Below are 12,428 nucleotides of genomic sequence, written 5' to 3'. Positions count from 1 at the left end.
TGATTCATCCGCACGGGTGCGCCGAGCGCCGCCGCGCGACCTGCGGGGATCGACCTCGTTGTCCTTTGTGGTCAAGGTCACTGTTCACTACGCTGGCGGTCGGGCGAGGGTGGACCCCCGAGGAGGTTGACGTGGTGGATGCGGACCCCGGTACGGGCGGCACGGTCGCGCCCGCCACCGCGATCGACACCTGGCGCCGCTCGCTGGCCGACACCGCCGGCGTCGGCCGGTCCCCCGGCGGGCACATCACCGCCCGGACGGTCTCCGGCGGCGCGCTGCGCGAGCTGACCGTCGAACCGGCCGCGCTCCGGCTGCCGCCGGCGGAGCTGACGGCGGAGATCGTCGCGGCGGTCAACGCGGCGCAGGCCGACTACGCCCGCCGGGCGTACGCGATCATGGCGCCCGCCCTCGCGGCGCCGGGCGCCGCGGCCGGCGGGGCGGACGACGACGTGGCCGACGGGGTCACGGGGGGCACCGGGGACGGCCGCGACGAGGTGGGCGATCCCGCCGCGACCGCCGGAGGCGGCGGCGGGGCCGGTGGCCGCGGGGCGGCGGCCGGCGCGGGGCGGGCGGGCGCGGTCCCGGCGCAGGCCGCCGCGCCGGCGCTCGAGGACGGCATCAGCCGCATCGAGGCCCTGGCCGCCCACCTGCAGCGCCTCACGCGCTGACGCGGCGGGGCCGGCGCGGACAACCCGCGCCGGCCCCGGTGGTGCGGCGGTACGTCAGCCCTTGACGATGAGCTGCGCGGTGTTGTTCTGCGCGTTCAGGTCGGACTTGTGGGTCACGAACTCGTCGTTGGTGACCAGGGTGACCCGGCCGGCGCCGTTGGCGACGATCCGGTTGACCTTGACGTGGAACGAGCACTCCTCGCCCTCGCCGTTGGCCAGCAGCGTCGAGTCCGCGTAGCAGCGCCAGGTGTTGTCGGCCTCGCCCTCCTCGCAGCCGACCGGCTCCGAGATCAGCGTGACGCCCTGCGGCAGCACGACGTCGACCGCGGTCAGCGCCAGCTCCTCGTTGAGCGTCTCCAGGTCGGCCGGGCCGTTGTTGACGTACCCGATCTTCAGCTCGACCTCGGCGCCGACCTTCGCGGTCGTGGTGCTGCCGGTGACCGCGACGTCGGAGCCGTTCTTGCCGGTGACGTTGACGGTGACCGTGGACGAGTTGTTGTCCCCGTTGCCGTCGGCCTGCTCCCCCTCGCGGGCCAGCGGCGCGCGGGCCTGCGCCAGCGCCAGGGCGTCGCTCTCGCCGGGCTCGCCCTGGTCGTCCTCGTCGATGGCGTCCTCGGCCTCGGCGGTGGTCATCCAGGTGACCTCGCTGGCCTGCTGGCCCGGCGCGGTCGCACCCTCGGCGACCCACATCGGGACCTTGGCGCTGTACGACTTGCCGACGGCGAGCACGGTGTCGAACCGGCAGAACAGCAGGTACCCGTCCTCGTCGTAGTTGCAGTTGGAGTAGTCGGTCTCGTCGTCGACCAGGTTGTTGCTGGCGTCGAAGACGGCGATGACGCCGTTGACGGCCTTGCGGCCGTTGTTCTTGACGCTGATCGTCCGGTCGAAGCCGCTGTTCAGCGCCGCGCTGACGGTCGTGGCCGCGCCGGCGGCCAGGTCGACGTTCTCGCCGACCCGGACCCGCGAGGTGACGTTCGCGGTACCCACGGACTTGTCGGTCAGGGTGACGTTGATGTCCCCGGTGGCCCCGACCTTGGCGTTCGCGGCGGCCTTGATGGCGACCTCGGGCAGCGCGTCGTCGTCCTCCCCGTCCAGCTCCCAGCCGGCCGGCAGGCGGCAGGTCAGCTTGCCGGTACCGGTCGTGCAGGACTCCCACGAGTCCTCGTCGTCCGGGTCGGCGGTGCCGGTCACGCTGAGGACGCCGGCGGCCTTGCTGTAGTCGTAGGTCACGGTCGCCTGGGCCAGCTCCACCGGCTCGCCCTGGGTGTTCACGTACAGCTCTTCGTACTTCGCGGAACCGCCCTGGGCGACCGTGACGTCGTAGAGGTAGATCGACGCTGCCGCGCCGGCGGGTGCCGGCGCCGCCGAGACCGGAGCAGCGACGGCTCCGACCAGGCCCAGCGCGACCAGCGCGTGCCCAACGGGATGCATGCGCATGAGGGGTCCTCTCTCGCGGACAAGATTACGAACAGGGGCAGGCTAGCGGCACGCGCGCGCGTCCGGGAGTGATTGCTCTCGATGTCGTTGCTCACTGCGCAGTGACACACAGCAATCAATCAGGAGTAAAGGGGACATCATCCGGGCCCCACTCCGAAAATCGGGCCGTTCGACCGTCGGCGCCGCTTCCCGCCGCGGCGCCGACCCCGCCGGGAGCGGTGTGGGGCCGGTGCACGCCGACCCCACACCGCCGGCGGGCGGCGCGCCGGGGAGGGCTGATGAGACGCGCGCCGCGGACGGCGCCGCCACCGCGCGGCGCGTGGCGCCGGGGTGGGCCGGCGGCGGCCCCGGGGACGTGCCGACGATATCGACCGACGATTCCGTAGGGCAACAATCCGCACTACCGCCATGGTGGAAATGCGCCGCGCCGATGCGGTCCGGTCGCAATTCTTCCGGCGGGACCGGCCCATTCCGGGTCGCCGGCCGGGGAATCGCCGCGGCCGGCGCGGAATCTTCGTGACGTGGCGGTCACGGCGGGTTCGCGGCAGCTAATGTTTCACACAGGTCCCGGCCGGATCGCCGCCCCGATCCGGACGTCCGGGCGCGAATGCCGCGGCGGCTCAGCGCAGTGTTTCGGGTCCGTTATGGAGTGCCGGGCGGGAGTACCAACTCGCGGACGAAATCGTCCTCGATCTCGTCGCCGACGCGGAACCGCTTGTGCCCCACGACGGCGAAGCCGCACTTGTCGTAGAACCGGTTCGCCCGCGCGTTCTCCCGGTTCACCCCCAGCCAGACCGCCGCGGACCCGCGCCGCCGCGCCGCCGCGAGGCTCTCCCCGACCAGCGCCGCGGCCACCCCGCCGCCGATGTGGTCGGGGTGTACGTAGCACTTGCTCAGCTCGGTGGTCGGGCGGGCGGTCAGCGCGGCGACCACGTCCGGGTCGGCCGGCTCGCCGTGGACGAGCATCGTGTACCCGGCCGGGGCGCCGCCGGCCTCGGCGAGCAGGAGGTCGCGGGCCGGGTCGGCGAGGTACCGGGCGAAGCTGTCGACCCCGAGGTGCGCGACCACGAACGCGGCGATCGCGGCGGGGGCGCAGCGGGGCGGGCAGGCGAGCGGGAAGGTCAGCGCGGCGAGCCGGTGCAGCGCCGCGGCGTCGGCCGGCCCGGCCGGGCGGATGCGGACGGGGTCGGGGTCGGCGGCGCGCGCGGTCATCGCCCCAGCCTAGCCACCCGCGCCGACCGGGCGGCACGGCGGCGGTGTCGGCGCCGCCGTGCCGGGCACGGCACCCATTCGCCGGGTACCGAAAGCCATTCCGGGGGATTCAATTCAGGCGCCGCCGGCGTCGATCCGGACTGCCGGAATGGTTTGCCGGGATGGCGTCCGTCGATCCGCTGTGCGACGGCGACGGGCTCCGGCGGGCCGATCCGAACACTCGGGTCGACTTGGCGTTTGCGCAGCTCAGGGCCGCATCGGCGGGTACTCGGGCGGAGCCGGGGTCGCGGCCGGCGGCGAGGTGTGTGCGTCGGTGCGCGAGTGAAGATGTACAGGTCGAGTAAACGTTCAACAAACTATCGACAATTGTGGATATGCATGGCAGGGTTATCGCCACTTTCCCCCACCCCACAGGAGAGGCTCATCCCCATGCGCCATGTCGTCCGGAAGGCCGTTCTGGCCACCGCCCTGGCCATCCCCCTGGTCGCCACCGCCGCCCACGCCGAGTCCCGGGGCGCCGACCTCGCCGCCACCCCGCTCGACCCCGGCACCGCCACCGTCACCGAGACCGGCGGCGAGCGGACCGCGGTCGAGGAGGCGACCGACACCACCCTGCGGTACACCGCCGGGCGGACCGTGCTCAGCCACCCGGGCGCCAGCTCGGTCAAGGTGCACATCAACACGCTGCGGCTCGCCCCGGGCGACCGGCTGGTCGTCAGCGACCCGGCGGGTACCGAGCGGTACGCGTACTCCGTCGACCCGAGCCGGGCGACCGCGCCCGCGAGCGACGCCAGCGCGACCCTCCACCGGACCCGCGGCTTCGCCGCGATGTCGGTGGAGGGCGACACGGCGGTCCTGACCATCGAGAAGAGTTCGCGGACCGCCGCGGCCACCCTGGACCGCGCCGGGTACGGCGTCCGGGTCGACCGGGTGTGGCGCGGCCTCAGCGACGCCGAGCGGCTGGCCGACCGGCAGCAGCGCGCGGTCTGCGGCAAGGACGCCCGCCGCGACGTCGTCTGCTACGCGCAGAGCCACCCCACCGAGTACGCCCGCAGCAAGGCCGTCGCCAAGCTCATCATGAACGGCTCCGGCGCCTGTACCGGCTGGCGGGTCGGCAAGACCAACCGGATGCTGACGAACAACCACTGCATCGGCAACGCGAGCACGGCGAAGTCGACGGAGGTGCAGTTCGCGTACGAGTGCAAGACCTGCGGCGGCAACGACCCGGGCGCGGTGACGAAGGTCGCCGGCACGGAGATGTTCAAGACGAACGGGTCGCTGGACTACACGCTGTTCTCGGTGGACAAGTTCGACGCGATCTCGTCGTTCGGCACGCTGTTCCTGGACCCGCGGGCGCCGCGCGACGGCGAGCAGATCTACATTCCCGGCCACGGTGACGCCAAGGTGAAGCGGCTGAGCATCGTCGAGGAGCCGGGCGAGACGAAGAACTGCACGGTGTTCGGGACGAGCGGCAACCGGATGCGGTACAACTGCGACACCTCCGGCGGCAACTCGGGCTCGCCGGTGCTGGCCACGTCGAGCCACAAGGTGCTCTCGCTGCACAACACGGGTTCGTGCCCGAACAACAACGGCTCGAACCGGATGGACAAGATCTTCCCGGAGATCCAGTCCATGATCGACAACAACGGCTGACGACCGACGATTTCGCGGGGCCGGCGCCGGAGCGCCGGCCCCGCTTCGTGCCAACGCGCGCGACCGGCGACGAGAGCATCGAGAGCTGCCTCTCGGGGGTGCCGGACGACCACACCGCCGGCGGCGAGGGGGTCCAGCACCTCGTCGCCTCGACGGGGATCCGGATCGACGACGTGGAGGCGCACCCGATGGCGGGTACCAAGCTGCCCTGGCTGAGCTTCTCCGTCGCCCTGGACGCCGCCGGCCGGCGGCGACCTCGATCGGCTGATCCACCGGCGTCGGGCGGTACGGTCGCACGGCCCGGTGGTGTCGTGACACCGGTGTGGTGATGCGCCGTTGGTGGCACCGGCCGATGGGTACCGGGAACGGCTGTCCGGGCTGACGCCGCTGGTGACGCTGGTGACGCTGGTGACGCTGCCGAGCCGGTCCCCGGTCGTCGGCTATCCGACACATCGGCGGCGGCGAATGCGGGATCCGTCCACCGTCTGGTCGGTCCGGCCGGTCTCGGCTCAGTACTGACCATCGGGGGACCAACCGCCGGGCCCGGTACGCCGAATCCCGCGCGCTGGTCGGATGCAGCCGAACCTCAATAGCTGGTACACCGTCCGTCCGGCCGCCGGGACCGACCCGGCCGTCCTCCTGCGGGAACTCGGCAGCCTGCCCGGAGTCGAGGCCGCCTACCAGCCCGGCGCGGTCGGGCCGGCCGACGGCGCGGGCGCGGTGCCGCCGATCCGCCGGGTCAGCGCGACGCCGGATCTGGAGCCCGGGCAGGGCTTCCGCCGGGCCGGCGGCGGGGTGGACGCGGACCACGCCCGCACGGTCCCCGGCGGGACCGGCCGCAACGTCGCGGTTCACGTCGTCGACGGCCCGTTCCGTTGGAGTCACGAGGATCTGTCCAAGCTTCGCGTACCCGGTGTGCTGGTGCCCAACGGCACGCCTGTCTGGCCGGCGGCGGGAGATCACGGAACCGCCATTGCCGGCATCCTGGCCTCGGACGCCAATAGCTTCGGCACCACCGGCCTGGCCAGCGACGCGAAGCTGAGGGTGACCCACCGGGCATCGAAGGAGAACGGGGACAGCATCGCCAACGCCGTCCAAGTGGCTGCCCAGTCGCCTCAGGCGGGTCACGTCATCGGCGTTTCCCGGTGGTGTTCGCCGACAAGCCCTGCGGCAACGACGGCTCGGTCAGCCTCCCGATCGAGTGGGACAAGGCGGCCCAACGATGCGATCAAGGCGGCGACCGCGCGCGGCGTGCACGTGGTCGTGGGTGGCAGCTCGGTGAGCGACCAGTGCACGCGCGCGACGCGCAAGCGCAGGGAGTTCTCGTCCCATGGCGCTCGGGTGAACCTGCAGGGCTGGTCGGAATGCATCGTCACCCCCGACTCCGAAGGCACGATCGGGAACACGCCGGACACGAAGTAGAGCGACGGCTACTTCGGCGGCACGTCGGCGGCGAAGCCGATCGTGGCCGGTGCGGTGGCCCTGGTGTCGAGCGTCGCCGAGGAGCGCGGCCGACAACTGTCCCCGCAGCAGGTTCGGGAGCTGCTGGTTCGGACGGGTCAGCCGCAGGTCGACCCGACCGACGGCAACATCGGCCCGATGCCGGACCTGAAGAAGGCCATCGCCGCGCTGTGATCGGCCGGCCGGGGTTCGACCGGGGCCCGGCCACCGGCGCTCGCCACCGTGCTGGCGTCGAGCTGACCACGTACCGCGGGAGTCGGCGCCAGCACGCCGGCGAGGATCCTCAGCGGAACTCTGCACGTGTTCACGTGCAACGACAGCGCCCCCGCTCCGGTTCGCCCGGGCGGGGGTGCTTCGTCGTGTCGTGAAAGTGAGGATGGTGGCGCCGGAGCCAGCCGGCGACCATCTCGCCGGCGTCGAGGTAGGACTCGACGGTGTCGGCGGAGCGACCGCGGGCGAGCAGGGACGCCCCCGGGATCACGCCGGTCGGCTCGGTGGTGGTACTTCGCTCGAATAGGCATTGCTCGGTTCTCCTGAGCCGGGGTGGTAGCGGAAGTGCCGCTACGCTTTCCTGCTCTGGCGCCCGATGGTGGGGCGGGCGGGGCTCGAACCCGCGACCCAAGGATTATGAGTCCCCTGCTCTGACCGGCTGAGCTACCGCCCCGGCGTGCCGAGATTACCGGATATCCGGCGTGCGGCTCCACCACGCGGGATGGGCGGGACATTCACACCCGATGACCCATTCGCCCCACCGGCCCGACCCGGATACCGGCCGCCGCTCATCGGAACGGTCGGCCGCCGCGCCGCGGCCGACCGGGACCAACCGATCATGCCCACCGGGCAACGCCCATCCCGCGGCCGGACCGTGCATCCGCGCCCGACCGGCGACCGCCACACGAGCACCGACCATCCCCGCCATACCGCGCCCCCGCCGGGCACAAACGAAGGCCGGCCACCGCGATATCGCGGTGGCCGGCTCGGCTGCTCCCCCATTTGGACTCGAACCAAAAACCTGCCGGTTAACAGCCGGCTGCTCTGCCAATTGAGCTATGGGGGAATGTGTCGGGACGCGCGCACCACAAGGCAGGCGTTCCGGGGATCACCTTACAGCAGACCGAGCCGCCGCGGGCGACGGGGTGGTTCGCCGAGTTTCCCTCTGGGCCCGGGCATACCCAAGGGGGAGGATGGGTATGCCACGACCACGAACGACACCGAGTCGCCTCCGGCGGACCCCCCGCCGTACGGGTGTTGCGACCGGCCACGTACTGAGAGGAGCGCGGGATGCGCGGGAAATTGTGGTTCGCCCTCGGGGCCGCCGCCGGGTACGTCATCGGGGCGCGCGCGGGCCGGGAGCGGTACGAGCAGATCGCGCTGACCGCCCGCAAGCTGTGGGATCACCCCACCGTGCAGGAGGCGGCCGGCGTCGTCCAGGCGCAGGTCGGCAAGCTGTACGACGAGGGCAAGGACGCGGTCAGCCACACGCTGAGCAACACGAAGCTGGGCGAGAAGCTGCGGCACGGCAGCGCCGAGCCGCTGACCCCGGCGGGCGCGGGCTCGCGGTCGGGCGCCGACCGGCTCCCCTAGTCGACCGACATCCCGGGCCGGCCCGTCGGGTCGGCCCGGGATTCACCGGGACTGCCCGAGGCGGGCGCTGCGGACACGCGCGCCCGCTTCGCGCTGTCCACCCGCTGGCGCCCGCGACACCCGAGCAGGACAGCACCGGCGCCACCCACGAACGACGGCGCCCACGACACCCCCGCAGGGCGGCGGCCGTACCGCCCGAGAAAGCCGGCACCCGCGAAGCGCGGCGCCAGCACCGACCGCGAAGGACGACACCCGCGCCACCACCGACGGCGCCGCACCGCCGACGGCGCCCGCACCGCCCCGAAGCGGGGATCACCAGCCGGCGCCGAAGCAGACCAGCGGCGCCGGGCCGGGTGTGCGCGACAGCGCCTCCGCCAGCGCCGCCGCCGGGCTCAGCCCGCGGCGCAGCGCCGCGTGGTGCGCCGGCCCCACCTCGTACGCCGTCTCGTCGTTGAGCCGGGCCACCCCCGCCACCACGCTGCCCGCGCCCGCGTGCAGCAGCGCGGCCGTCAGGCCGAGCGTCTCGTCGCCCGGCCGGCTGTCCGACAGGCCCAGCTCGCACGCCGACAGGACCACGTGCCGCGGCGGGCGGGCCCAGCCGTCGCACTCGTGGCCGGGCAGCGGGCCGTCGGCCAGGTGCAGGTGGGAGAAGAGCGGGTTGTCCGGCTCGTGCGTACCGTGCGCCGCCACGTGGACCAGGTCGGCGGCGCCCGCGGCGTCCCGGACGGCCGTCGCGGTGGCGGCGGGGCCGGTGAGCGTGCGGGCGTGCGGCCAGACCTCGCCGACCAGCTTGATCTCCGCGTCCGCCCGGGCCACGCCCGGCCCCGCGGCGAGCGCGACGGCCGGGTCGGCGGGGAGGGCGGCGGCGGTGCGGGCGGACAGCCAGGCCGTCGGCGAGCCCACGACGGTGAGCGGGCGGCCGCGCAGGGTGGGCAGCAGGGTCCACGGCAGGGCGGCGAGCCGGGCCGGCGGGGCGAGCAGAACCGGGCCGTCGCCGAGCAGCGGGGCGAGCGGGCGGGTGAGCACGTCGTCCAGGCGGGTCGCCGCGGCCGCCGCGGCCGCGGCGACGCTGGCCCGCAGCGCGGCGGGCAGGGCGTCGGTGGCCAGGGCGTCGAGGTCGGCGCGCCAGCGCCGGTGCAGCTCGTGGACGGCCGCGGCGGGGCCGAGCGGGCGCAGCACGCGGCGACGGGCGGTGATGACCAGGGCGTACAGGTGGTCGTCCACCAGCAGGTGCGCGAGCAGGGCGCCGGGGCCGAGGGCGGTGGCGATCTCGCGCAGCGGGGCGGGGGCGGTGACCTGCCGGGGGCCGGGGCGGTACCAGGCGCGCTGCCGGATCTGGCGTTGCAGGGCGAGGCAGCGGGTGCGCAGGACCGGGTCCGGCTTGCCGGCGAGCGCGCCGGCGCGCAGCGCGGTGGTGGCGTGGCGCAGTTCGGCGAGCATCTCGGCGGCGGCCGGGTCGGCGGGGGCCCGGACGGGCGCCAGCCGGGCGGACAGCGCCCGGGCCCGCTCGGTCCAGGCCAGGATCGCGGCGGGGGCGCCCTGGTCGAGCGCGCGGCGCAGGCCGCGGGCGGCGAGGTGCTCGACGTGCACGGCGGCGGCGGTCTGCAGGTCGAGGCTGCCGAACGACGCCTGGTACTCCTGCAGGTCGGCGACGGCGGCGCGCAGCTCGGCGAGCGCCCGGCGGGGCTCGCGCTCGGCGTCGGCGAGGTCGGCGCGCAGGGCGCGGGCCTGCATCCGGGTGCCGATCGGGTCGTCGCGGCGCAGCCGCAGGCCGTCGCCGGCGAGCCGGCGGGCGAGCACGGCCCGCTCGGCGGCCGGGCCGGCGCGGCCGTCGCGGCGGGCCAGGGCGGCGGCCGCGGCGGTGAGCGCGGTGCGCCGGGCCTCGTCGGGGAGGCCGTGCGCCCGCAGCCGGGCGGCCAGGGCGGCCCCCGCCACCCGTACGGCGGCCAGCCCGCGCCCGGCGCCGACGTCGGTGGCGAGCAGGACCGCGTCCGCGACCAGGGCGTACGGCTCGGCGCCGCGCTCGGCGAACAGCCGGCGCGCGGTGGCGGCGTGCGCCCGGGCCTCGGCCCAGCGGCCGCGGCGCCCGGCGAGGCGGCCGCGTTCCAGCTCGGCCTCGGCGACGTCGCGGGGGCTGTGCGCGGCGGCGAACAGGTCGGCGGCGCGGTGCAGGTCCTCGTCGGCCTCGCGGAGCAGGCCGGCGGTGAGCAGGACCCGGGCCCGGTCGAGGTGGTACACGGCCGACACCATCGGCGACCGGTCCGCGAGTACCGGGGCGACGGCGTCCATCTCGCGCAGGGCGCGCGGGAGGTCGCCGGCGAGCAGGGCGAGGTACCCGAGGTTGTGCCGGGCCTTGGCGGCGAGCAGGGTGAGGCCGTGCGGGTCGGCGATGGCGACGCAGCGGTCGAAGTCGGTCCGGGCGGCGGCGAGGGTGCCCGGCGCGAGGCGGAGCATGCCGCGGTTGAGCAGGGTCCGGCAGTAGTCCTCCGGGTCGCTCTCGTCCAGCAGCTCGACCGCCGCGTCGAAGCCGGCCAGCGCGGCCCCGGTGGCGCCGGCGCGCAGGTGCAGCAGGCCGCGCTGCATGGCGATGACGCCGCGGACCCGGTCCGGCAGGCCGCCGCTGGTCTCGGCCTCGTCCAGCAGGGCCAGGCCGGCGGCGAGGCTGCTCCGCTCGGCCTCGTGGAAGGCGAGGCTGACCAGGATCCGGGCCCGGCAGGCCGGCGCCGGGCGGGTGCGCAGGGCGGCCTTGAGCAGCCGCCAGGCGCGGTCGTGCCGGCCGCGCTCGGTGGCCCGTACCGCCTGCGCGTGCAGCTCCGCCGCCTCCCCGGACACGGCTCAGACCTTGAGCAGCGCGGCCAGCGCCCGCCAGCCCCGTTCGACGGCCTGCTCGCCGGTGGCGTCCAGCGGGATGCCGGTGGGGCGGCGGGACTGGGCGAGCAGCTCGCGGGCGATCCGGGCGGCGAAGACCGGGGTCGCGTACGAGGTGCCGCTGCCGACCGCGAACCCGCCGACGGCGTCGGCGGCGCCGGTGAAGTTGTCCAGGTCCAGCGAGCGGCGCTCGCGGCCGGTGGGGTCCTTCGTGGTCGCCGTGGGGTTCCGGCCGTTGGTGAAGCCGGGCATGGTGCTGACCAGCGCGGCGCCGGGCTCCCAGCGGAGCACCCAGTCGCCGCTGTTGCTGAACAGGGCGACGCTGTCGTCCGGGTTGAGCGCGCCGACGCTGACCACCGGTACGGCCGCGGGCCGGTCCGGGCCGAGGGCCCCCTTGCCGAACGCCGCCGGGTACAGCGGCCGGACGGTGGCGTCGTTGCCGGCCGCGCAGACCACCGGGATGCCGAGCCGGCCGAACCGGTCGATGATCGCCAGCAGGGCGCTGTCGGTGGCGGTGTCGTCGGCGGACTCGTGGTAGTACCCGAGCGACAGCGACACCACGTCGATCCGGTGGCCGCCGGGCTCGCCGGCGGCGTGCCGCCGGGCCAGCTCGGCGAGCTGCTCCAGCGCGGTGATCAGCGACGACTCCGGGATCACGCCGTCGGAGTGGATCACCCGGACGGCGAGGATGTCCGCGTCGGCGCAGACCTGGCGGATCAGCCCGGCGATGAACGTGCCGTGCCCGGCGAGCGGGTCCCGGTTGCCGTCCAGCGGGCCGATCAGGTCGCCGGTGCGCTCGGGGTCGGGCTCGGCGTACCCGATCCGGGCCGCCCCGTCCGTCTCCGGGTCGGTCAGGTCGAGGTCGGTGAGCACGCCGTCGCGCAGCCAGGTGTGCGCGCCGCAGCCGGTGTCCAGGGTGGCGACGACCGGCCGGATCGGCACCTTCGTCCGGGCCGGCGGCGGCAGCACCACCGCGACGGGCTGGGTGCCGCCGTAGCCGGGCTGGGCGTACTGGGCGATGGCCCCGCCGTCGAACGGCGCGGCGGAGTAGTACGGCGCGGCCGAGTAGTAGGGGGCCGCCGAGTAGTACGGCGCGCCGAAGAACGAGCTGGTGGAGAACATGAGGTGGTCCAGCCCGACGCCGGGCAGCGGCGTGCCGCTGGCGGCCCGGGCGCGCTGGAGCACCTCCCAGGCGTCGACCACCGCGGCCCGGCCGGGCGCCGGGTGGATCTTCAGCCGGACGCCGAGCGAGGTCCCGCCGGCGGTCCGCGGCTCCTCCCGGATGACCAGGCCGAGGTCCTTGGCGGCGGCGGTCAGCGACGGCAGGACCCGTTGGAGCCGGTCGGCGCGGGCGAGCAGCCAGTCCGCCCGGTACGCGGTCGGCCGGACCCGCTGCCCGTCGAGCAGCGCGGCGGTGGCGCCGTCGAGGGCGCGGGCGCCGTACTGGGCCAGCACGGCCGGCGGCGGCAGCGGCGGGTCGACGTCGCCGGGGGCACGGGTCCGGGCGGCCGGGTGCGGGTCGATCGGGTCGGTCATGGCTGCCCC

General features: G+C 74.9%; 9 protein-coding genes, 2 tRNA genes and 1 pseudogene. 6 read left to right on the top strand and 6 right to left on the bottom strand.

Annotated elements, in window-relative coordinates; all coding sequences use genetic code 11:
• Positions 1–131 precede the first annotated feature (131 nt).
• Positions 132–668: a YbaB/EbfC family nucleoid-associated protein gene (locus IEY94_RS01255; RefSeq protein WP_189168130.1), complete on the top strand. Its 537-nt coding sequence runs from the start codon at positions 132–134 to the stop codon at positions 666–668.
• A 54-nt stretch (positions 669–722) separates the two neighbouring features.
• Here IEY94_RS01255 and IEY94_RS01250 read toward each other — a convergent pair whose 3' ends face one another.
• Together IEY94_RS01250 and IEY94_RS01245 are read right to left on the bottom strand one after the other, a co-directional pair.
• Complete coding sequence (locus IEY94_RS01250) at positions 723–2,105, bottom strand: DUF11 domain-containing protein (RefSeq protein ID WP_189168129.1); 1,383 nt, start codon at positions 2,103–2,105, stop codon at positions 723–725.
• A 642-nt stretch (positions 2,106–2,747) separates the two neighbouring features.
• Positions 2,748–3,317 carry a GNAT family N-acetyltransferase gene (locus tag IEY94_RS01245; RefSeq protein ID WP_189168128.1) on the bottom strand — a complete coding sequence of 190 codons (570 nt, stop codon included), beginning with the start codon at positions 3,315–3,317 and terminating at the stop codon, positions 2,748–2,750.
• Between the two features lie 429 nt (positions 3,318–3,746).
• Here IEY94_RS01245 and IEY94_RS01240 point away from each other — a divergent pair, with 429 nt between their 5' ends.
• From IEY94_RS01240 to IEY94_RS01225, 4 genes and pseudogenes are all read left to right on the top strand, one after another.
• Entirely contained in the window at positions 3,747–4,970 is a 1,224-nt protein-coding gene (locus IEY94_RS01240) for a trypsin-like serine peptidase (RefSeq protein WP_189168127.1), read from the top strand.
• Between the two features lie 47 nt (positions 4,971–5,017).
• The gene (locus IEY94_RS01235; protein ID WP_189168126.1) at positions 5,018–5,299 is read left to right on the top strand and encodes a hypothetical protein; all 282 of its coding nucleotides are present in this window, start codon (positions 5,018–5,020) and stop codon (positions 5,297–5,299) included.
• A gap of 244 nt (positions 5,300–5,543) precedes the next feature.
• Positions 5,544–6,392, top strand: coding sequence for a S8 family serine peptidase (locus IEY94_RS01230; RefSeq protein WP_189168125.1), 849 nt, complete (start codon positions 5,544–5,546; stop codon positions 6,390–6,392).
• A 21-nt stretch (positions 6,393–6,413) separates the two neighbouring features.
• A pseudogene (locus tag IEY94_RS01225) lies at positions 6,414–6,605 on the top strand (S8 family serine peptidase); the annotation flags it as partial.
• 413 nt (positions 6,606–7,018) lie between these two features.
• On the opposite strand, the gene IEY94_RS01220 reads toward IEY94_RS01225, so the two are convergent.
• Both IEY94_RS01220 and IEY94_RS01215 read right to left on the bottom strand, forming a co-directional pair.
• A tRNA-Ile gene (locus tag IEY94_RS01220) sits at positions 7,019–7,095 on the bottom strand.
• 320 nt (positions 7,096–7,415) lie between these two features.
• Positions 7,416–7,488 (bottom strand) — tRNA-Asn (locus IEY94_RS01215).
• A gap of 224 nt (positions 7,489–7,712) precedes the next feature.
• Between IEY94_RS01215 and IEY94_RS01210 the strand changes: the two genes are divergently transcribed.
• Positions 7,713–8,015: a YtxH domain-containing protein gene (locus tag IEY94_RS01210; RefSeq protein ID WP_189168123.1), complete on the top strand. Its 303-nt coding sequence runs from the start codon at positions 7,713–7,715 to the stop codon at positions 8,013–8,015.
• Between the two features lie 312 nt (positions 8,016–8,327).
• Here the strand turns inward: IEY94_RS01210 and IEY94_RS01205 are convergent, their stop codons facing one another.
• Entirely contained in the window at positions 8,328–10,847 is a 2,520-nt protein-coding gene (locus IEY94_RS01205; RefSeq protein ID WP_189168122.1) for a CHAT domain-containing protein, read from the bottom strand.
• Positions 10,848–10,850: 3 nt separating this feature from the next.
• Positions 10,851–12,419: a S8 family serine peptidase gene (locus IEY94_RS01200; protein ID WP_189168121.1), complete on the bottom strand. Its 1,569-nt coding sequence runs from the start codon at positions 12,417–12,419 to the stop codon at positions 10,851–10,853.
• Positions 12,420–12,428 lie beyond the last annotated feature (9 nt).

It is taken from the genome of Pilimelia anulata (assembly GCF_014647895.1).
GTDB classification, from domain to species: Bacteria; Actinomycetota; Actinomycetes; order Mycobacteriales; family Micromonosporaceae; genus Pilimelia; species Pilimelia anulata.
The sequence above is the reverse complement of the archived record's forward strand: the minus strand, read 5'-3'. Positions and strand labels throughout refer to the sequence as shown.

Bases quoted from the DNA above. Each gene is read 5' to 3' on its own strand.
- IEY94_RS01210 (WP_189168123.1), top strand. From the start codon at position 7,713: ATGCGCGGGAAATTGTGGTTCGCCCTCGGGGCCGCCGCCGGGTACGTC.
- IEY94_RS01245 (WP_189168128.1), bottom strand. From the start codon at position 3,317: ATGACCGCGCGCGCCGCCGACCCCGACCCCGTCCGCATCCGCCCGGCC.
- IEY94_RS01240 (WP_189168127.1), top strand. From the start codon at position 3,747: ATGCGCCATGTCGTCCGGAAGGCCGTTCTGGCCACCGCCCTGGCCATC.
- IEY94_RS01230 (WP_189168125.1), top strand. From the start codon at position 5,544: ATGCAGCCGAACCTCAATAGCTGGTACACCGTCCGTCCGGCCGCCGGG.
- IEY94_RS01200 (WP_189168121.1), bottom strand. From the start codon at position 12,419: ATGACCGACCCGATCGACCCGCACCCGGCCGCCCGGACCCGTGCCCCC.
- IEY94_RS01250 (WP_189168129.1), bottom strand. From the start codon at position 2,105: ATGCGCATGCATCCCGTTGGGCACGCGCTGGTCGCGCTGGGCCTGGTC.